This is a genomic window from Serratia sp. X10 (assembly GCF_017811775.1).
Lineage (GTDB): Bacteria > Pseudomonadota > Gammaproteobacteria > Enterobacterales > Enterobacteriaceae > Serratia > Serratia ureilytica.
The window spans coordinates 362,753-382,524 of sequence record NZ_JAEIOH010000003.1 but is presented as its reverse complement, the minus strand read 5'-3'; the positions used below and the strand labels follow the sequence as shown (position 1 = coordinate 382,524).

Below are 19,772 nucleotides of genomic sequence, written 5' to 3'. Positions count from 1 at the left end.
CCTTTCTTGGCGTCGACGAGGGTGTAATCGCTTCCAATTACCGTCTTGATACGCCCATTGCTGAACAGGGAGTGGTCAATGCGCAAAAAGATAGCATGGCTACAGCGATAAAAAGGTGATCCAACGCGAAAAATGGAATCGTTTACACTTCGGTGAAAAGTACCGGAAAGGCGGTGTAAAGCAGCGTGCAAAACGGTTGATGGCGGGGCGGTGAGGCGCTTGTGATAACGTTTTCATCCAGCCAACCGGCAGAGAAGCGCTCTCTGCCGGCGTCAGAGGTTAGGGATGCTGATACAGTGGGTAGGTGAAGAACAGCAGATGGGTCAGATTCAGTCCGAAATGGAACAGAATCGGCACCCACAGACGGCCGCTCCACATCCACGCCAGACCGTAGATCACCCCGGCGAGGGTCGCGAAGATCACCATCAGCATGCCGCCCGCCAGATGCGCGGCGCCGAACACCAGGGAGGCGACGATCAGCGCCGGCCAGGCCCCCAGCCACTGGCTGAGGCGCTGCTGCAGGTAGCCGCGAAACAGCGCTTCTTCGGCCATGCAGACGAAGAACAGGTTCGCCATGACGAAGGGCAGGATCCAGGCGGGCGCATGCAGCTCGATTTTTAATCCGCCCAGCGCCACCGCCAGCAGCAACAGCGCCGGCACGGCCAGCAGCAACGCAATCCAGCCCGCCTTGCCGCCGTTGCCGCCGCGTTCGGCGGAAAACAATGTGGGCAAGCAGGCGAACAGCAGGAACGGCACCATCGCCTTGTCGAAGTTGTAATACATGGTGAACGGCGCGCTGAGCGGGCCGGCCTTTTCGCCGTCGATCATCAGCTGGTTGTGGATGCCAGGCACCAGATGCAAGAACAGCGCCACGCAACCGGCGATCACCAACCCTTCGAGCGCGATCGCCAGATTACGCTGCGCGCGAAAATAATGACGCAGACCCGCCAGCGCCACGATGGCCAACAGGCAACCCAGGCTGAGCGGCGTCAGCACCCCATGATAAAGCCCCATGCCCGCCGAGGCGGCCAGGATCACCCAGGCTATCAGCCGGTTAAACGGCAAGAAAAATAACGAAGCAGCCAGTACGCCCCACATAATATATCCCTTTAAATATGTACACGGCGCTCAGCGCCTTTGCGGCGTGCGATGATGGCGAAATTGAGCGCTAAAGCGGATAGTAGCACACCAGAATGACGCTAAAGGTCGGGGCAGTGATGGATTTGTACATGATGCCGGCCGACACAACCGGCGGCGATGCGGGTTAGCTTCTCATCCAGGCCTGCGAACGGGTGATTTCGGCCAGATTTTGCAGGGTATCCAGACTCTGCTGGTGGATCTCCTGCGTAGGGGCTGCGCACAGATCGTGCAATACGGTCACCTGAAAGCCGGCGTCGTGCGCCTGACGCGCGGTGCTTTCTATGGCGAGCGGCGTGCTGATGCCCGCCAGCAGCAAATGGTGGCACCGATGTTGCCGCAGCCAGGCTAACAAATTGTTACCGGAGAAGGCGCTAACCGCCGTTTTTTCAAACTGCAGATCGGTCTCTTCCTGATGCAGTTCGGGCATCCAGCGGCAGCCCGGGCCGTTTAACCGCAGCGCGCCGATCTGCTTGAGATGGTTGAACAGCGGCGAGTGAGGCGGGATGTCATGATAATCGTCGGCGAATCCCACCCGCACCCAAATTACCGGGATTTTTCGCACCCGCGCGTAGGCCGCGGCGGCATTGACGTTGGCGAGCAGGTGGGTCGCCGCCACCTGTTCACGGCAGTGGTTGGCGCGGCCTTTGGGCCCGATAAGATCCTCGATCAGGTCGATGATAATCAACGCAGCGGACATGGCGTCTCCAGAAAATGGCCTTCTTTCTTTCTATGATAAAAGGCCAAATGTGATGTGCTGCGGTGAAGTGTTGCCGGATATGTTTACGCCGCGTTTCAGGCGGAGGCCGCTTCCAGCCGCTGGTGTTGATAGCCGTAGCCGTCCTGGCCGTCGGGCACGAAGCTGAGGCGGTGGGTGATGCACTGCGGCGCATCTTCGGCATGGTGCGAAACGAACAGCAGCTGGGTGGCGCCCTGGCCGATCAGCACGTCGATGAAGCGGCGCACCAGCTGGCGATTGAGCGGATCCAACCCTTGCAGCGGCTCGTCGAGGATCAGCAGCGCCGGGTGTTTCACCAGCGCGCGGGCGATGAGCGCCAACCGCTGTTGGCCCCAGGAAAGGCTGTGGAACGGGGCGTCACCGTGGGCGCCGTCGAGCCCGAGCAGCGCCAGCCATTGCTCGGTCAGCTGCCGCTGGCGATCCGAGACCGCCTGATAAATGCCGATAGAATCGAAGAACCCCGACAGCACCACGTTGCGCACGCTGGTGTTGACGCGATAATCCAGATGCAGGCTGCTGCTGACGTAGCCGATATGGCGTTTGATTTCCCAGATGGTTTCCCCGCTGCCGCGGCGGCGGCCGAACAGTGTCAGATCGTTGCTGTAACCCTGCGGGTGATCGCCGGTGATCAAACTGAGCAGGGTGGATTTGCCGGCGCCGTTCGGGCCGACGATCTGCCAGTGTTCACCGGGGTTAACCTGCCAGTCGAGATGATTGAGGATCGGCCGCTCGTTATAGCTGACCACGCCGTCACGCAGGACGATCAGCGGACGATCCGCCGGCAGGGCCACTTTATGCGCCGGATCCTCCGTTTCCGGCAGCGCCAGCCCGCTGAGGTTTTCGCTGTGCGCCAGCTGCGCCACCAGCGCGTCCGCCATCACCTGGCTGCGCGGCCCGCGGTTGGTCAGGGTGCAGTCCGCCAGCACGCCCACCTGCCGGACAAAATCCGGTATTTCGTCGAAACGGTTGAGCACCAGCACCACGGTCTGCCCCTGGGCGGAAAGCTCGCTCAGCAGCGCGGCGAGCTGCGTGCGCGAGTGAACGTCCAGCCCGTCGAAGGGTTCGTCGAGGATCAGCAGGTCGGGCTGCGGCATCAGCGCGCGGCACAGCAGGGTTTTGCGCGTTTCGCCGGTAGACAGGTATTTGAAGCGGCGCGTCAGCAGGGCGGTGATGCCGAACTGCGCGGCCAGTCGCTCACAGCGTGCGGCGTCTTTCACCTCTTCCTGAATGATCTCCGCCGCGGTGCGGCCGGTGTCGTCTTCGTCCGCGCTGAGCAGATCGGTATTGTTGCGTTGCCACTCGTCGCTGACCATCTTTTGCAACTGTTCGAAGGAGATGCGCACCGCATGCTGAAAATCGCTGCGGCGTTCGCCGCGCAGCAGAACCAGTTCGTCGGCCAACGCGCGCGCCAGGGCGGATTTGCCGCTGCCGTTGGCGCCGACGAAGGCCCAGCTTTCACCGGCCTGGATCGCCAGCGCTTCCAGCGTCAGGGTGCGGGTATCGCTCAAGCGGAATGAACCTTGCGAAATGTGCAACGACGACATCACCTGTTCCTTTTTTTGCAATTATTTGCCTTAGAAATAGGCGCATTGCAGGGGGATGTCAATCAACAAAAACGCAACATCACGTTGCGCTTAACACAACGTGGCGACAATCACCCGATCGGCGTTGAACAAGGCGTGTACGGCGTCGCCGACGCTCAGCTGCAGGCGCTGCAGCTCTGCCGTCGTCAGGGTCGCGCACAGGGTTTCGCCGCCCGCCAGCGTCACCAGCACCTCGCTGTGTTCGGCGCCCGGCTGAATGCCGGCCACCACGCCCGCCAGCGCATTATCCGCGTCGGCGTTATCGGCCGCATTGACGCTCAGACGCACCCAGGGCGCCTTGATCAGCGCCAGCACCTCTTTGCCGGGCGTCAGTTGCAGCCGATCGGCGCTTTGCTGGGTAATGGCCGCCGTCAGGCGAGTGCTGCCGTCGTTCAGCAGGATCGCCAGATGCTGCTGTACCTGTTGGTGGTCGCGTTCGATCACTGTGCCGAAAAACTGATTGCGCGCGCTGGTTTGCAGCGAGAAGCGCGAGATGGCCGCCAGCAGGCTGTCGAGCGGCAGATCGTCCTGCTGCAGCACGTCGAAGGCTTTTTGCTGCACCTGGCCCAGCAGATCGTACAGCTGGATTAGCCGTTGGCCGTAGTGCGTCAGATGCGCGCCGCCGCCGCCTTTGCCGCCGGTGGCGCGTTCCACCACCGTTTGTTCCGCCAGTTGGTTCATCTCATTGATGGCGTCCCAGGCGCTTTTGTAGCTGATGCCCGCCAGTTTGGCGCCCTGGCTGATGGAGCCGGTGTGCTGCACCTGTTTCAGCAGCGCGATGCGGCGCGGATCGGCGAACAGCTTTTGCTGGAGTTTAAGAGTCAGAAGAATTTCGGCCTGCATAAGCGCATCCTGTCGGCGGCAAAAATCGTATTGTCGCCGATTTGGCGGCAAAGCGCCAAAGGGCACGTTTGGCCGATCACAATTTTGCCTCGCTGGCTAAAATAACTCCGATTTTAGCGATTTTTTGGGTTAGAATAACCCGATATGCGGTGAAAGGCATTTGCCGCTCAATGGGCAGTTAAGCGAGGCTATCATGTTGGAATTATTGAAAAGTCTGTTATTCGCCGTGGTGATGGTGCCGGTGGTCATGGCGCTCATTCTCGGCTTGATCTACGGTTTTGGCGAAGTGTTCAACGTCTTCTCCAAAGTGGGCCGTTCGAAAGAAAACCGCACCCAGCACTGACCGTTCCCCATCCCGATACCCGTCGGCATCGCCCGGCGGGCATTCCTCAAGTTATCTCACGCTTTGCCGATAAACCGCATGACAAGCTTTCGCGCAACGTTATATTATTTTTTATATAACGAAGAGTGATAATGCACGTTAACTTGCGGAGAAAAACAATGAAACAGCAATGGACCAAATGGGTTGGCGGGATCGTGTTGGCATCGGGCCTGGTGGCTCAGGCCTCGGCGGCGGAAAAGATCACCGTGTTCGCCGCCGCGTCGCTGACCAACGCGCTGCAGGACATCGCCACCCAATATCAAAAAGGCAAGGACGTGCAGGTGGTTTCCTCCTTCGCGTCGTCCTCGACGCTGGCGCGCCAAATTGAGCAGGGCGCCCCGGCCGATCTGTTTATCTCCGCCGATCAACAGTGGATGGATTACGCCATCGACAAACAGCAGATGGTAAAAGACACCCGCTATACGCTGCTGGGCAACGAACTGGTGCTGATCGCCGCCAGGAACGATAAACAAGACAAGATCGCCATCGACAAGCAGACCGATTGGGCCATGCTGCTGAACGGTGGCCGCCTGGCGGTGGGCGATCCGGATCACGTGCCGGCCGGCATCTACGCCAAAGAGGCGCTGGAGCATCTGGGCGCCTGGCGCGCGCTGGAGCCTAAACTGGCGCGCGCCAACAATGTGCGCAGCGCGATGGCGTTGGTGGAGCGCGGTGAAGCGCCGCTCGGCATCGTTTACGGTTCCGACGCGGTCGCCAGCGACAAGGTGAAAGTGGTGGGCGTGTTCCCGGAAGACAGCCACAAACCGGTTGAATATCCGATGGCGATTGTGAAAGATCGTCAAAATCCGACGGTCAGCGCTTTCTATACCTATTTGAAGAGCCCGGAAGCGGCCGCTATTTTCGAACATTATGGATTCACCCCGCGTAAATGATTCTGAGCGAGTACGAGTGGCAGGCGGTTGAGCTGAGCCTGAAAGTTTCCGGTTTGGCGGTAGTCTGCAGCCTGCCGTTCGGCATTCTGATGGCCTGGGTGCTGGTGCGCTGCCGTTTTCCCGGCAAGGCGCTGCTCGATGGCGTCATTCACCTGCCGCTGGTGCTGCCGCCGGTGGTGGTCGGTTATTTGCTGCTGATCGCCATGGGGCGGCGCGGCGTCATCGGCGAGCGGCTGTACGATTGGTTCGGCTTCAGCTTCAGCTTTAGCTGGCGCGGCGCCGCGCTGGCGTCGGCGGTGGTGGCGTTTCCGCTGATGGTGCGCGCCATTCGGCTGGCGCTGGAGGCGGTGGATACCCGGCTGGAGCAGGCGGCGCGCACGCTGGGCGCCAATCCGTGGCGGGTATTTTTCACCATCACGCTGCCGCTGTCGCTGCCCGGCGTCATTGTCGGCGTGGTGCTGGCCTTCGCCCGTTCGCTGGGGGAGTTTGGCGCCACCATCACCTTCGTCTCCAACATTCCCGGGGAAACTCGCACCATTCCGCTGGCGATGTATACGCTGATTGAAACGCCGGGTGCGGAGGCCGCCGCCGCGCGTCTGTGCGTGATCGCCATCGTGCTGTCGCTGGCTTCGCTGATGGTGTCCGAATGGCTGGCCCGCTGGGGCCGCAAACGGATGGGGGTGTAAATGCTGGAGCTGGATTTCTCGCAGCAGCTGGGCGACCTCAATCTCAACGTCCGCGCCGATTTGCCGGCGCAGGGCATCACCGCGATTTTCGGCCTGTCCGGCGCAGGCAAAACTTCATTGATCAACGCCATCGGCGGCCTGACTCGCCTGCAGCAGGGGCGCATCGCGCTCAATGGTCGCACGCTGGTGGATACCGCCGCGGGCCTCTGCCTGCCGCCGGAAAAGCGCCGTATCGGCTATGTGTTTCAGGATGCGCGGCTGTTCCCGCATTATCGGGTGCGCGGCAACCTGCAGTACGGCATGGCGGCCGGCATGCGCGCGCAGTTCAATACCATCGTCGAGCTGCTGGGCATCGGGCCGCTGCTTAATCGGCTGCCGCTGACGCTCTCCGGCGGTGAAAAACAGCGGGTGGCGATCGGCCGCGCGCTGCTGACGGCGCCGGAACTGCTGCTGATGGACGAACCGCTGGCCTCGCTCGATCTGCCGCGCAAACGCGAGCTGCTGCCGTATCTGGAGCGGTTGGCGCAGGACGTGAACATCCCCATCCTCTATGTCAGCCACAGCCTGGACGAGATCCTGCGCCTGGCCGAGCAGGTATTGGTGCTGGATCGCGGCGAGGTGCGCGCGTTCGGCGGGCTGGAAGCCGTCTGGGCCAGCAGCGCGCTGCGGCCGTGGCTGCAACGTGAAGATCAGAGCAGCGTGCTGCGCGTCAGCGTGATTGAGCATCATCAACGTTATGCCATGACCGCGCTGGCGCTCGGCGATCAGCGGCTGTGGGTCAGCGGCATCGACGCCGAGTTGGGCACTCAGCTGCGCATTCGCATCAATGCCGCCGACGTCTCGTTGGTGCTGCAGCCGCCGGTCAACAGCAGCATTCGCAACGTCTTGCCGGCCAAGGTCAGCGAGTGTCTGGACGTGGACGGGCAGGTGGAAGTGAAACTGGCGGTCGGGGAACACGTGCTGTGGGCGCGCATCACGCCCTGGGCGCGAGACGAACTGGCGATCCGCCCCGGGCAGTGGCTGTACGCGCAGGTGAAAAGCGTGTCGATCAGCCGCGAGAGCCGTTAAGGCGGGCCCTCCCGGCGGGAGGGCGAAAAGACTACAGCACGCGGGTGCGGATCACCTCGGCGATGCCCGGTTGCAGGTTATCGGCGATCACCAGATCGGCGCGTTCCTTGATCGCGTCATCGGCGTTGCCCATCGCCACGCCCAAACCGACCGCTTCCAGCATGCTGATGTCGTTGTAGTTGTCGCCGAACGCCACCACCTGATCCATGCTCAGCCCCTGCGACTCCACCCATTGGCGCAGGCGTTTGCCTTTGCTGTTGCCGCCTTTGGCGATATCCACCTGATCGTGCCAGGACCATTCGCACGCCAGCCCCAGCTCTTTTTCCACCGTGTCGGCAAACTCGCGCAGCGCCGGAATATCGGCGTGCGAGGTGGCGAATTTCCAGATCGCCTGCGCGTCGTCGGCCGCCTGCGCCAGGCTGCCGACCTGCAGCAGCGTCGGGCGCTGCGCCGCAGGCAGGGTTTCGGCCCAGGCCAGCGAGCGAATCACGTGGCCGCTCGGTTCCTGATACAGCATGGCGTCGTCAACGTACATCAACCCGTGAATGTCGGTCTGTTTGAGCATCTGCAGCACCTGTTTGGCCTGCTCCTTCGCCAAGGGATCGGCGGCCAGCACCTTTTTCTGCTGAAAATCATACAGGTAAGTGCCGTTGCAGCAGATGGCCGGTGTGTCAATCTGTAGCGCCTGGTAGAACGGATGGATGGCGACGTGATGGCGGCCGGTGACCACCACCACCTGGACGCCGGCGGCGCGCGCCTGCGCCAGCGCTTCCAGCGACTGCGGTAAGATGCGTTTTTGATTGTCCAGCAGGGTGCCGTCAAGATCGAGGGCGATGACGCGGTAGCTCATAGGGTTCTCGTTATCGTTAGCCATAAAATTAATCCGATGGTACACCGGATAGCCAATGGAGAAAACCGCGTGTGCTTCCGGTGCTAAGCAGGGTTGCCATGCGACGGATGTGCGGTAAGCTAGGGACAATCGAACGGCCTGAAACCGGTTCCTCTTTTACCCTTTGCAAGGAGAACACATGAAGCAAATCGTTTATGTCGCCAGCCCGGAGAGCCAGCAGATCCACGTCTGGCAGTTGGACGACGCCGGCGCGCTGGCGCTGCTGCAAACCGTTGACGTGCCGGGCCAGGTGCAGCCGATGACCCTTCATCCGGACAAGACTCACCTGTACGTCGGCGTGCGTCCGGCGTTCGGCATCGTCAGCTACCGCATCGAGGCGGACGGCACGCTGCAGCAGGCCGGCATGGCGCCGCTGCCGGGCAGCCCGACCCATATCTCCACCGATTTGCAGGGGCGTTACCTGTTCTCCGCTTCCTACAGCGGCAACTGCGCCAGCATCAGCCCGATCGGCCACGACGGCGTGGTCACGGCGCCGATCCAACAGATCGACGGTCTGAACGCGCCGCACTCGGCGAACATCGATCCGACCAACCAGCTGGTGCTGGTGCCGTGCCTGAAAGAAGACCGCATCCGTCTGTTCAACCTGAGCCTGGCGGGCCAGCTGACGCCGCACGCGCAGGACGCGGTGGATATCGCCGCCGGCGCCGGTCCGCGCCATATGGCGTTCCACCACAACGACAAGTTCGCTTACTGCGTCAATGAGCTGAACGGCACGGTGGACGTGCTGGCCATTTCGGAAAACGGCGGCAAATACACCGTGACGCAAACGCTGGATATCATGCCGGACGATTTCGACGGCACCCGCTGGGCGGCGGACATTCATATCACGCCGAACGGCCGCTTCCTGTACACCAGCGATCGCACCGCCAGCATTCTGACCCTCTTCAGCGTCTCCGAAGACGGCGGCACGTTGAGCGTGGTCGGCTATTATCCGACCGAAGCGCAACCGCGCGGTTTCAATATCGATCACAGCGGCCGCTTCGTGATTTCGTCCGGCCAGAAGTCCGATCACATCGCGGTGCATGAAATTGATCAGGCCAGCGGTCAGCTGACTATGTTGGCGCGTTATCCGGTGGGCAAAGGCCCGATGTGGGTAAGCGTGCTGGCGAAGTAATTCGGCGGGCAGAGTGGAAAAGCGCGGTTCGGTTGAGCCGCGCTTTTTTATGGGCGGAGATCAGTTGAACATCACCGTCAGCGTGGCGCTGCCGAGGCTGTGGAAATGCACGTTAAAGCCCACCAATGCGCCGCTGGAACCTTCATCCACCTCAATGCTTTCCACGTCCAGCGCATGCACGGTGAACTGATAGCGGTGGCGTTCGCCATTCGGCGGCGCGGCGCCGCCGTAACCGGCCGAGCCGAAGTCGGTACGGGTTTGCAGCGCGGCGCTCGGCAGCGGCGCTTTGCCGGAGCCTGCGCCCTGCGGCAGCTCGCGCACGTCGGCCGGAATATTGGCCACCACCCAGTGCCACCAGCCGGAGCCGGTCGGGGCATCGGGATCGTACAGGGTGACGACGAAGCTTTTGGTGCAGGCTGGCACGCCGTCCCAGGCCAGGTGCGGCGACAGGTTATCGCCGCGGTAACCCATGCCGTTGAAGACCTGCGTCTGCGGCATTGTGCCGCCGTCCTGCAGATCGTTGCTGTACAAACGAAAAGCCATAATGACTCCCAGTTGTCGATAAACGCGGACCCTTAAGCTAGATCTTTTCGCTGGAACAATACAACCCCTTGCGCCAGCGGTGGACGGTTGATCTCGACGGTGACATGCACCAGTTCAGGATGCGCAGCCAACAGTTGGCGCACACGATCGGCGGTGAGGGCGCGATCGGCGCTGCTCAGGGCGAGGACGCAATGATATTTTCCTTTGCCGATGCGGCCTACATGCAAATCGGTCAGCGTGAGCGCGTGGCCGGAATCGGCCAGGGCCTGGCGGATGTCTTGCGCCACCGGGGCGTCCATTTCGGCATCCAGCAAAATCTTTCCGCTATCGCGCATCAGGCTATAGGCCCAGGCGGCCACCATCGCCGCGCCGACGATGCCCATCAGCGGATCGAGCCAGGCGGCGCCCCAAAGCTTGCCGCCGAACAGCGCGACGAGCGCCAGCACCGAGGTGGCGGCGTCGGCGAGCACGTGAACATAGGCAGAACGCAGGTTGAGGTCATGATGAGTGTCGTCGTGGTCATCCCCGTGATGATGATGGTGGCCGCCGCCGCGCAACAGCCAGGCGCAGAGCAGGTTGACGGCCAGCCCGATCGCGCCGATGGCGATGGCTTCGTTGTAATGAATCGGGCTGGGATTCAGCAGCCGCTGCCCAGACTGAAACAGCATCAGCGCCGCCACCAGCACCAACAACACCGCGCTGGTGTAACCGGCCAGCACTTCGATCTTCCAGGTGCCGAGGCTAAAGCGGCGATCCTTGGCCAGTCGGCGTGCTGCGCCGTAAGCCAGCACCGACAGGCCCAGGGCCAGCGCGTGCGAACTCATGTGCCAGCCGTCGGCCAGCAGCGCCATCGAGTTAAACAGCCAGCCGCCGGCGATCTCGATAGCCATCATACTGGCGGTGAGTATCACCGCCCATCTGGTGTTTCTTTCGGCCAATGGGTTACCATCGTCAAAAACGTGGCTGTGCTCGCGGGGCAAAACGGGCGCGTGAGACGTCATGGTGAAGTTCCTCAGCAAAAGATAGTGTGCTGAAATATACTATACCCCAGTATAGTAAATGACAATCAGGCGGAAATGATGAGCCATACCCACAGAGATCAAAAGAAGCTGTTGGCGCGGGTGCGCCGCATTAAAGGGCAGGCCGAAGCGCTGGAACGCGCGCTGGAGAGCGGCGGCGAATGTTCGGCTGTTCTGCAGCAGATCGCGGCGGTGCGCGGCGCGGTCAACGGTCTGATGGCGCAGGTGCTGGAAGGGCATGTGCGCGAACATCTGGCTGCCGCGGACGCTACGCCGCAGCAGCGCGAGCAGGACATCGAGCAATTGATGACCGTTTTACGTTCTTATATGAAGTAATCATGATTTCACTGAAAAAACGCACGCCGTGGTTCGGCTGGCTGCGCCGTTGGGCCAAAGGCATCAAGCGCGATATCTACGCGCTGTGGCTGGCCGCCCGTGATAAGCGCACCCCGTGGTACGCCAAGCTGATCGCGCTGCTGGTGGCCGGTTATGCGATCTCACCGATCGATCTGATCCCGGATTTTATTCCGGTGCTGGGCTATCTGGACGATGTGATCATCGTGCCGTTGGGCATCATGTTGGCGGTGCGGCTGATCCCCAAACCGCTGATGGCCGAGCTGCGCGAGAAGGCGCAAAAGCGCGTCGATAATCCCACCGGCCGCATGGCGGCGGCGATGATCATTTTACTGTGGCTGCTGTGTTTGGGATTGCTGGCCCGCTATCTGGACCAGCATTGGTAAGGCATTAACGCGCGGCGGCGGCGACGGCGGCGGTCAGGCGGCTGAGCTGGTCCGCTTCGATGATGTAAGGCGGCATCAGGTAAATCAGCTTGCCGAACGGCCGGATCCATACCCCGCGCTCGACGAATCCGCGCTGCAGCTCGGCGACATCCACCGGTTCGCGCATCTCCACCACCCCAATCGCGCCCAGCACCCGCACGTCGGCCACCTTCGGCAGCGCCGCCAACGGCAACAGTTCCCGCTTCAACTGGGTTTCGATGGCGCTCACCTGCGCCTGCCAGCGATTTTCCGCCAGCAGCGCCAGACTGGCGTCCGCCACGGCGCAGGCCAGCGGATTGCCCATAAAGGTCGGCCCGTGCATAAAGCAGCCGGCCGCGCCGTTGCTGATGGTCTCCGCCACATGGCGGGTAGTCAAGGTGGCGGAAAGGGTCATATAGCCGCCGGTCAGCGCCTTGCCCAGACAGAGAATGTCCGGCACCACCTGCGCGTGCTCGCAGGCGAACAGCTTGCCGGTGCGGCCGAAACCGGTGGCGATCTCGTCGGCGATCAGCAGCACCTGATGGCGATCGCACAGCTCGCGCACCCGCTTGAGGTAGGTCGGATGGTAGATGCGCATGCCGCCGGCGCCTTGCACCACCGGTTCCAGGATCACCGCCGCCACTTCACCGGCGTGCTGTTCCAGCAGCGCGGCGAACGGCGCGATATCCTCTTCGCGCCATTCCTCGTCGAAGCGGCACTGCGGCGCGGTGGCGAACAGGTGTGGCGCCAGATACCCCTGATAGAGGCTGTGCATCGAGTTGTCCGGATCGCAGACCGACATCGCGCCGAAGGTATCGCCGTGATAGCCGTGGCGCAGCGTCAGGATGCGCTGCCGGCGCTCGCCGCGCGCCTGCCAGTACTGCAGCGCCATTTTCAGCGACACTTCTACCGCCACCGAACCAGAGTCCGCCAGGAACACGCACTGCAGCGCTTCCGGCGTCATTTCCACCAGCCGACGGCACAACGAGATAGCGGCCGGATGGGTAATGCCGCCGAACATCACGTGCGACATCTTCTCCAACTGCTGGCTGGCGGCCTGATTCAGGCGCGGATGGTTGTAACCGTGGATCGCCGCCCACCAGGAGGACATGCCGTCCACCAGACGCCGGCCGTCCGCCAGCTGCAGTTCGACGCCGCTGGCCGATTCGATCGGGTAACAGGGTAACGGGCGGCTCATGGAGGTGTAGGGGTGCCAGATATGGCGTTGGTCAAACGCCAGGTCGGAAGCGGTGACAGACATTGTTGTAAACCAAAAAGTATTAAGATTGGTTGACAGTATATCCACAATATTTAAACTGGCGACACTTTTTCGTTTTGGAGACGCCATGATGGCCGACCGCATTCACTGGACAGTAGGGCAAGCCCAGGCCCTGTTTGACAAACCGCTGCTAGAACTGCTGTTCGAAGCGCAAACCGTACACCGCCAGCACTTCGACCCGCGTCAGGTGCAGGTCAGCACGCTGCTGTCGATCAAGACTGGCGCTTGCCCGGAAGACTGCAAATACTGCCCGCAGAGCTCACGCTACAAGACCGGCCTGGAGTCGGAGCGGCTGATGCAGGTCGAGCAGGTGCTGGAATCGGCGCGCAAGGCCAAGGCGAACGGTTCGACCCGTTTTTGCATGGGCGCGGCGTGGAAGAACCCGCACGAGCGCGATATGCCTTATCTGCAGCAAATGGTGCAGGGCGTGAAAGCGATGGGCATGGAAACCTGCATGACGCTGGGCACATTGGATGGCACCCAGGCCGAGCGGCTGGCGGAGGCCGGGCTGGATTACTACAACCATAATCTCGACACCTCGCCGGAGTTCTACGGCAACATCATCACCACCCGCAGCTACCAGGAGCGCCTGGATACGCTCGACAAGGTGCGCGACGCCGGCATCAAAGTGTGCTCCGGCGGCATCGTCGGGCTGGGTGAAACGGTGCGCGATCGCGCCGGGCTGCTGGTGCAACTGGCCAACCTGCCAAAACCACCGGAGAGCGTGCCGATCAACATGTTGGTGAAGGTGAAAGGCACGCCGCTGGCGGATAACGACGACGTCGATCCGTTTGATTTCATCCGCACCATCGCGGTGGCGCGCATCATGATGCCATCTTCTTATGTCCGTCTCTCCGCAGGCCGCGAACAGATGAACGAACAGACGCAGGCGATGTGCTTCATGGCCGGCGCCAACTCGATCTTCTACGGTTGCAAGCTGCTGACCACGCCGAATCCGGAAGAAGACAAAGACCTGCAGCTGTTCCGCAAGCTGGGGCTCAACCCGCAGCAGACCGCCACCGAACACGGCGACAACCAGCAACAGCAGGTGCTGGCCAAGCAACTGCTGAACGCCGATACCGCCGAGTTTTACAACGCGGCGCCGTGATGAGCTGGCAGCAACGCATCGAGCAGGCGCTGGCTGAGCGGCGCCTGAACGCCGCCTATCGCCGGCGACAGACCACCGAGGGCGGCAACGGCCGTCAGATCCGGCTCGGCGATCGTCTCTATCTGAACTTCTCCGGTAACGACTACCTGGGGCTGAGCCAGGATGCGCGGGTGATCGCCGCCTGGCAGCAGGGCGCGCAGCGTTACGGCGTCGGCAGCGGCGGTTCGGGCCACGTGACCGGTTTTAGCGCGGCGCATCAGGCGCTGGAAGAGCAACTGGCGGCGTGGCTCGGCTATCCGCGCGCGCTGCTGTTTATCTCCGGCTACGCCGCCAACCAGGCGGTGCTGGCGGCGTTGATGCAAAAGGGCGATCGCATTTTGGCCGATCGTCTCAGCCACGCCTCGCTGCTGGAGGCGGCGGCGCAGTCGCCGGCCGAGCTGCGCCGGTTCCAGCATAATCAACCGCAGGCCTTGGCGGATCTGCTGGCCAAACCCTGCGACGGGCAGCGGCTGGCGGTCACCGAAGGGGTGTTCAGCATGGATGGCGACGGTGCGCCGTTGGCGGAGCTGCATCGCTTAACCCGTGCGGCGGGCGCCTGGCTGATGGTGGACGACGCCCACGGCATCGGCGTGCGCGGCGAACAAGGCCGCGGCAGCTGCTGGCAGCAGGGCGTGCGCCCTGAACTACTGGTGGCGACCTTCGGCAAGGCGTTCGGCGTCAGCGGCGCGGCGGTGCTGTGCGATGAAGCGACCGCCGAGTATCTGCTGCAGTTCGCCCGCCATCTGATCTACAGCACCGCGATGCCGCCGGCGCAGGCCTGCGCGCTGCAGGCGGCGCTGGTCTGCATTCGCGAGGGCGATGACCTGCGCGCCCGGCTGCAGGCCAACATCCGGCGTTTCCGCCAGGGCGCGGCGCCGCTGGCGCTGACCCTGACGGATTCCGATACCGCCATCCAGCCGCTGCTGGTGGGGGACAATCAACGCGCGCTCGATCTGGCGACCCGTCTGCGCGAGTGCGGCCTGTGGGTGAGCGCCATCCGTCCGCCGACGGTGCCCCCGGGCGGCGCGCGGCTGCGCATTACCCTGACGGCGGCGCATCAGCCGCAGGATATCGATCGCCTGCTGGAGGTGCTGAATGACGTCAGCCAATGACACAGTGAACAAACAGGCGGTCGCCTCGGCCTTCAGCCGCGCGGCCGGCAGCTACGACGCCGCCGCCGAGCTGCAGCGTGACGTTGGCGAGCGCTTACTGGGGATGGGGAGTTCTCACCCAGGCGAACAGCTGCTGGACGCCGGCTGCGGCACCGGCTATTTCAGCCGCATGTGGCGTGAGCGCGGCAAACGGGTGACCGCGCTCGATTTGGCGCCGGGCATGCTGGACGTCGCCCGCCAACGGCAGGCGGCGCATCATTATCTGCTGGGCGATATCGAACAGGTGCCGCTGCCAGATGCGGCGATGGACATCTGTTTCAGCAGCCTGGTGGTGCAGTGGTGCAGCGATCTGCCTGCCGCGCTGGCGGAGCTGTATCGCGTGACCCGGCCCGGCGGCGTGATCCTGTTTTCCACGCTGGCGGCGGGCTCGCTGCAGGAATTGGGGGACGCCTGGCAACAGGTGGACGGCGAACGTCACGTGAACGCCTTTTTGCCGTTGACGCAGATCCGCGCCGCCTGCGCCGCCTATCGACACGAGCTGGTGACGGAGTTGCGCACCCTGAATTACCCGGACGTGATGACGCTGATGCGCTCGCTCAAGGGCATCGGGGCGACGCACTTGCATCAGGGGCGCGAGGGCGGCCTGATGTCGCGCGGCCGCCTCGCCGCGCTGCAGGCGGCTTACCCGTGTCGGCAGGGGCAGTTCCCGCTCAGCTATCATCTGGCTTATGGAGTGATTTATCGTGAGTAAACGTTGGTTCGTGACCGGCACCGACACCGAAGTGGGGAAAACCGTCGCCAGCAGCGCCTTGCTGCAGGCCGCCAACCGGGCGGGCTATCGCAGCGCCGGCTATAAGCCGGTGGCCTCCGGCAGCGAGATGACCGCCGAGGGGCTGCGCAACGGCGACGCGCTGGCGCTGCAGGCCAACAGCGGTGTGGCGCTGGATTACGACGAAGTGAACCCTTACGTATTTGCCGAACCGACCTCGCCGCATATCGTCAGCGCCGATGAAGGCCGGCCGATCGACGCGGCGCGGCTGTCCGACGGCCTGCGCCGGCTGGAGCAGCGCGCCGACTGGGTGCTGGTCGAGGGGGCCGGCGGGTGGTTTACCCCGTTGTCGGCGGAGTACACCTTCGCCGACTGGGTGCGGCAAGAGCAACTGCCGGTGATCCTGGTGGTGGGCATCAAGCTGGGCTGCATCAACCACGCGGTGCTGACGGCCCAGGCGGTGCAACAGGCCGGGCTGACGCTGGCCGGTTGGATCGCCAACGACGTGGCGCCGCCGGGGCGGCGGCATCAGGAATACCTGGCTACGCTGCGCCGTATGCTGCCCGCGCCGCTGCTGGGCGAAATCCCGCACCTGCCGCAGGCCGAACGGGCGCCGCTGGGGCAGTATCTGGATATCAGCTTGCTGGCGCAGTGAGAGGTTCTGGCTGATGAATCACAACGCCGGGTCTTATGACCCGGCGTTGGCTTTTACATGGCGGTAATACAGGCGTTATCGAGATAAAGCACGCCATTTTTCGCCAGGGCAAACAGGTTGAACGTCAGGATGACATGGGTCGCCCAGACCGGGACTTTTCGTCGATTGGCGTTGAAACGATATTCGGTGTACTCGGCGTAAGCATCGGCTTTCAAGGCGGCGTCCCAGGCTGCCGGCGCGGCTTTGGCGACGAGCGAGATGCCATTGTCCGCATGGTCCTGGATACAGGCATATTGCAGCGTCGCGAACAGATTGCCGGTACCGCCGTTGACCGTTTTCAGGGTAAAACAGGCGCCCAGCTGCTCATATTGCGCGGCGGGCACGATCACTCTCACTCCGGCGTTGGTATTGGCGTTGCCCAACTTGGTCACTTTCAGGGCATTGCTGCCGTTGACGCCCGCGCCGGCTTCGATACTGATAGTCACTGCGTCTGAGGTAAAGGGCTCGCTGATCGTGCCGCCTGTCACTTCCCAGCCAAACGGCTTAGCGGAAAAGGCGAACTCACCGTCTTTTAACTTGTTATTCACGGCGCCGACCAGCGTCTGGATCCCGGCGCCACCCCCACCGCCATCCAGTCGGCTATTGACGATGACAAAGTCGCCGGTACCGCTGAAATAGCGGCCGCTGGCGGTTCGTACGCCATAGAACTTCACGCTGTCGACGATAATCCCGCTACTGCCGGCCTCGGCGTAAAACAGCGACGCTTGTGCCAGTCGGCCGCCGGCGACGATGATTTCGCCGCCGTGTATCAACAGCGATGCATTTTGATTGGCGCTGCAACGGAAGGGAATTTCCGTAAGTGGACTATTACCGTTGTTGAATTCCATATGGCAGCCATGCAATTCAATGCTACCGGCCTCAACGTCGGCAATCGAGCCGGCATAGTCGATCGAAGTGCCGAACAGGCGGAAGGCGCCGTTGGGGTTAGCGTTGCGAACGGCCAGCCCCTGGGAATTGCCGAGGGTGCCACCGAAGAAGTTGATGCCTTCGCCGAAGTTTTGGGCGCCGCTGTTCGTTGAAGGCATATGCAGGCACTCAAAACAGCGAATGACTTCACAGGCGTAGTGGTGGGCGATATAGGCATTGGTACCGTAGTACAGGCCGTAGTAGAAGCCGGAAATATAGACGTTATTGACGGAAAAGTTGCCCAGCGGGCCTTCAGGCGAATCGAAACGGACGCCGTCGATATAGGTGTATTCGATCGTCGTTTCATCTTTGCTGTTGTTAATCCTGGCGCCGATGCCCTTTACGGTGAAATCTTTCATGATAGGCGCCGGGCGAATAGGAACGTTGTTATCCAGCGCGCCGCTGCTGGTATAGCAGCGCAGGAAATAGTTATGGTCGCTTTCCGTGCCGTTGGGGATCTCGGTAGTGATGTTGACGCCGTTGCCGTCGATATAGACGAATCCGACATTGATATCGGTTTTAGGCGCCGTCCAAAGGGCAAAAGGCGCGGCGAATCTGACAATCGCAGGGCGTTTTAACGTTTTGATGATAAAGTCTTGTGCGCCGACCAGTTCGTCGCGCGAACTGACGTAAATGCCTTCAATATTAAGACGTTCCTGCAGGCTCCAGTTTTTGTTGCGCAAATCCGCGTATTGAATAAATGCCGCGTTGTTGTCTGTCATGCTTACATCCCTCGATATTATGGTGTCGGTGTGGCCCCTATCGAGTATGAAAAGATGGCCGGCCCATGCCTATTGGGCGCAGACCGGCCGTGACTGATACAACAGCAACCTAATCGCTAACCCGAGCACTCACTCTGCCAGCCCGGCGCCGATCAGCGCCTCATCCAGCTGCGCCAGCGCGCCGTGCGCCACGGTGCGCCCGCTCTCGAGCAGACAAAAACGATCCGCCACCCGGCGCACGAACGGCAACTGATGCTCTACCAGCAAAATGGTCATGCCCAACTCATAGTTGAGTCTGCGGATCACGTTGCCGATGTCGGCGGCGATCGAGGGCGGTACGCCCGTCGTGGGTTCGTCGAGGATCAGCAGCGCCGGCTCCTGCGCCAGCGCACGACCAATCGCCAACTGGCGCTGAGCGCCTTCGCACAGATCGCCGGCGCGGCGGGTGCGCATCTGGCGCAAATTGGGAAACAGGCTGTAGATCAGCGGCGGAATGCGGTAAGGGGCGCCGCGCACGGCCATCTGCGCCACTTGCAGATTCTCTTCCACGCTCAGCTGCGAGAAGAGTTGCCGCCCTTGCGGGACGTGGCTGATGCCGAGTGCGGCGCGGCGCTCCATCGGTTGCAGCAGCAGGTTTTGCGGCGGCTGATCCGCCGGCTGCCAGGTCATGCTGCCGCTCACCACCGGCAAATGCCCCATGATGCAGTTGACCAGCGTGGTCTTGCCCACGCCGTTGCGCCCGATCAGCACTGTGCACTGGCCGCGCGGCAGCTCCAGGTTGATGTCCCACAGGGTATGATTTTGCCCGTAAAATTGATTGACCGATCTCAGACTCAGCATGTGGCATTCTCCTCATAGACATAGGCGCCCGTTCCACTCGTTGGTGGGGTGCTGCAAAGGCCGCATTGGCGGTTGATTTCCCGAGTGTGGCAATGTCCGGAACAAAATGCCGTCCCTCCGATTCGCCTGAGCAATGTCTGCGGTGGACGGAAAGACAGTCAATATGTCGTGAAAAACGACGTTTATGACGACTTGGTGTCGTTCTCGCGCTTTTACGAGGCATAGCCAGGCGGCAGTTGCACGTCGCATTCGGCAGCGCATTATGCTGTCGCGCCTCGTTCGCACGCGGGAAGATAAAGCAACTCCCAGGCCAGTTTTGCCACTGGCCGAAAAGGGGGGAGTGTTATCGCTTTGTTAACCGCCTGTCAGGCCCGACGCGCTCTGCCGCGGCGGCCTGAAAATACGCCGGGAAGTTAACCCGGACATTTTTTGCACTCTTGTGGTGCTCTCCGGCGTGGGCGTGGTGCAAGGCGTTGCGCCGCCGTCAAGCGCGATCGGCGTGAAAGGGGGCAATGCGATTTTGGCAATGGGGATTTTTAGTATTAATCGGCATAAACAAAGCGATATTTTTATGAAAAAATAACTAAAAAAGCCATTTTGGCGAGTG

The 19,772-nt window shown here is 62.0% G+C and carries 22 protein-coding genes; 12 read left to right on the top strand and 10 right to left on the bottom strand.

Features of this window, described 5'->3' with window-relative positions:
- Nucleotides 1-279 precede the first annotated feature (279 nt).
- The 4 genes from J9788_RS12185 to modE all read right to left on the bottom strand — a co-directional run bounded on the left by J9788_RS12185 (nt 280) and on the right by modE (nt 4,302).
- Nucleotides 280-1,098: a CPBP family intramembrane glutamic endopeptidase gene (locus tag J9788_RS12185; protein ID WP_182264953.1), complete on the bottom strand. Its 819-nt coding sequence runs from the start codon at nt 1,096-1,098 to the stop codon at nt 280-282.
- Between the two features lie 166 nt (nt 1,099-1,264).
- Nucleotides 1,265-1,837, bottom strand: coding sequence for a cysteine hydrolase family protein (locus tag J9788_RS12180; protein WP_182264952.1), 573 nt, complete (start codon nt 1,835-1,837; stop codon nt 1,265-1,267).
- 95 nt (nt 1,838-1,932) lie between these two features.
- Nucleotides 1,933-3,420, bottom strand: coding sequence for a molybdate ABC transporter ATP-binding protein ModF (gene modF / locus J9788_RS12175; protein ID WP_182264951.1), 1,488 nt, complete (start codon nt 3,418-3,420; stop codon nt 1,933-1,935).
- 90 nt (nt 3,421-3,510) lie between these two features.
- Nucleotides 3,511-4,302, bottom strand: coding sequence for a molybdenum-dependent transcriptional regulator (modE, locus tag J9788_RS12170; RefSeq protein ID WP_182264950.1), 792 nt, complete (start codon nt 4,300-4,302; stop codon nt 3,511-3,513).
- A 193-nt stretch (nt 4,303-4,495) separates the two neighbouring features.
- Here modE and J9788_RS12165 point away from each other — a divergent pair, with 193 nt between their 5' ends.
- The 4 genes from J9788_RS12165 to modC all read left to right on the top strand — a co-directional run bounded on the left by J9788_RS12165 (nt 4,496) and on the right by modC (nt 7,331).
- Nucleotides 4,496-4,645: an AcrZ family multidrug efflux pump-associated protein gene (locus tag J9788_RS12165; protein ID WP_004939813.1), complete on the top strand. Its 150-nt coding sequence runs from the start codon at nt 4,496-4,498 to the stop codon at nt 4,643-4,645.
- A gap of 158 nt (nt 4,646-4,803) precedes the next feature.
- A complete protein-coding gene (modA, locus tag J9788_RS12160) occupies nt 4,804-5,577 on the top strand; it encodes a molybdate ABC transporter substrate-binding protein (protein ID WP_182264949.1) in 774 nt (257 codons plus the stop codon).
- Nucleotides 5,574-6,263: a molybdate ABC transporter permease subunit gene (modB, locus tag J9788_RS12155; protein ID WP_033642225.1), complete on the top strand. Its 690-nt coding sequence runs from the start codon at nt 5,574-5,576 to the stop codon at nt 6,261-6,263. Before modA ends, modB begins: the two co-directional genes overlap by 4 nt.
- Nucleotides 6,264-7,331, top strand: a complete 1,068-nt coding sequence (gene modC, locus J9788_RS12150; protein WP_046686592.1) for a molybdenum ABC transporter ATP-binding protein ModC — start codon at nt 6,264-6,266, stop codon at nt 7,329-7,331.
- A gap of 31 nt (nt 7,332-7,362) precedes the next feature.
- Here the strand turns inward: modC and J9788_RS12145 are convergent, their stop codons facing one another.
- On the bottom strand, nt 7,363-8,181 hold the full coding sequence (locus J9788_RS12145; RefSeq protein WP_182265127.1) for a pyridoxal phosphatase: 819 nt from the start codon (nt 8,179-8,181) through the stop codon (nt 7,363-7,365).
- Nucleotides 8,182-8,359: 178 nt separating this feature from the next.
- On the opposite strand from J9788_RS12145, the gene pgl reads away from it, so the two are divergent.
- Nucleotides 8,360-9,355: a 6-phosphogluconolactonase gene (gene pgl, locus J9788_RS12140; protein ID WP_182264948.1), complete on the top strand. Its 996-nt coding sequence runs from the start codon at nt 8,360-8,362 to the stop codon at nt 9,353-9,355.
- 60 nt (nt 9,356-9,415) lie between these two features.
- On the opposite strand, the gene J9788_RS12135 is transcribed toward pgl, so the two are convergent.
- On the bottom strand, nt 9,416-9,898 hold the full coding sequence (locus tag J9788_RS12135) for a kinase inhibitor (RefSeq protein WP_046896813.1): 483 nt from the start codon (nt 9,896-9,898) through the stop codon (nt 9,416-9,418).
- Nucleotides 9,899-9,930: 32 nt separating this feature from the next.
- Entirely contained in the window at nt 9,931-10,899 is a 969-nt protein-coding gene (gene dmeF, locus J9788_RS12130; protein WP_072056012.1) for a CDF family Co(II)/Ni(II) efflux transporter DmeF, read from the bottom strand.
- Nucleotides 10,900-10,977: 78 nt separating this feature from the next.
- Here dmeF and J9788_RS12125 point away from each other — a divergent pair, with 78 nt between their 5' ends.
- A complete protein-coding gene (locus J9788_RS12125) occupies nt 10,978-11,253 on the top strand; it encodes a metal/formaldehyde-sensitive transcriptional repressor (RefSeq protein ID WP_025301915.1) in 276 nt (91 codons plus the stop codon).
- Nucleotides 11,254-11,255: 2 nt separating this feature from the next.
- Nucleotides 11,256-11,657 carry a YkvA family protein gene (locus J9788_RS12120; protein WP_025301916.1) on the top strand — a complete coding sequence of 134 codons (402 nt, stop codon included), beginning with the start codon at nt 11,256-11,258 and terminating at the stop codon, nt 11,655-11,657.
- Nucleotides 11,658-11,661: 4 nt separating this feature from the next.
- Here J9788_RS12120 and bioA read toward each other — a convergent pair whose 3' ends face one another.
- On the bottom strand, nt 11,662-12,936 hold the full coding sequence (gene bioA, locus J9788_RS12115; RefSeq protein ID WP_182264947.1) for an adenosylmethionine--8-amino-7-oxononanoate transaminase: 1,275 nt from the start codon (nt 12,934-12,936) through the stop codon (nt 11,662-11,664).
- A gap of 88 nt (nt 12,937-13,024) precedes the next feature.
- On the opposite strand from bioA, the gene bioB reads away from it, so the two are divergent.
- Genes bioB through bioD form a run of 4 tightly spaced genes read left to right on the top strand, consistent with a single transcriptional unit; the run spans nt 13,025 to nt 16,637 of the window.
- Nucleotides 13,025-14,062 carry a biotin synthase BioB gene (bioB, locus tag J9788_RS12110; protein ID WP_033652413.1) on the top strand — a complete coding sequence of 346 codons (1,038 nt, stop codon included), beginning with the start codon at nt 13,025-13,027 and terminating at the stop codon, nt 14,060-14,062.
- Nucleotides 14,062-15,213 carry an 8-amino-7-oxononanoate synthase gene (gene bioF / locus J9788_RS12105; RefSeq protein ID WP_046896817.1) on the top strand — a complete coding sequence of 384 codons (1,152 nt, stop codon included), beginning with the start codon at nt 14,062-14,064 and terminating at the stop codon, nt 15,211-15,213. The genes bioB and bioF overlap by 1 nt, the downstream gene beginning before the upstream one ends.
- Nucleotides 15,197-15,964: a malonyl-ACP O-methyltransferase BioC gene (gene bioC / locus J9788_RS12100; RefSeq protein WP_046896818.1), complete on the top strand. Its 768-nt coding sequence runs from the start codon at nt 15,197-15,199 to the stop codon at nt 15,962-15,964. Before bioF ends, bioC begins: the two co-directional genes overlap by 17 nt.
- A complete protein-coding gene (gene bioD / locus J9788_RS12095) occupies nt 15,957-16,637 on the top strand; it encodes a dethiobiotin synthase (protein WP_033642233.1) in 681 nt (226 codons plus the stop codon). The genes bioC and bioD overlap by 8 nt, the downstream gene beginning before the upstream one ends.
- Nucleotides 16,638-16,690: 53 nt before the next feature.
- Here bioD and J9788_RS12090 read toward each other — a convergent pair whose 3' ends face one another.
- Complete coding sequence (locus J9788_RS12090; RefSeq protein ID WP_182264946.1) at nt 16,691-18,325, bottom strand: hypothetical protein; 1,635 nt, start codon at nt 18,323-18,325, stop codon at nt 16,691-16,693.
- A gap of 129 nt (nt 18,326-18,454) precedes the next feature.
- Nucleotides 18,455-19,165 carry an ATP-binding cassette domain-containing protein gene (locus tag J9788_RS12085; RefSeq protein WP_182264945.1) on the bottom strand — a complete coding sequence of 237 codons (711 nt, stop codon included), beginning with the start codon at nt 19,163-19,165 and terminating at the stop codon, nt 18,455-18,457.
- A gap of 454 nt (nt 19,166-19,619) precedes the next feature.
- Between J9788_RS12085 and J9788_RS25175 the strand changes: the two genes are divergently transcribed.
- On the top strand, nt 19,620-19,748 hold the full coding sequence (locus tag J9788_RS25175) for a hypothetical protein (protein WP_255326645.1): 129 nt from the start codon (nt 19,620-19,622) through the stop codon (nt 19,746-19,748).
- Nucleotides 19,749-19,772: the final 24 nt, after the last annotated feature.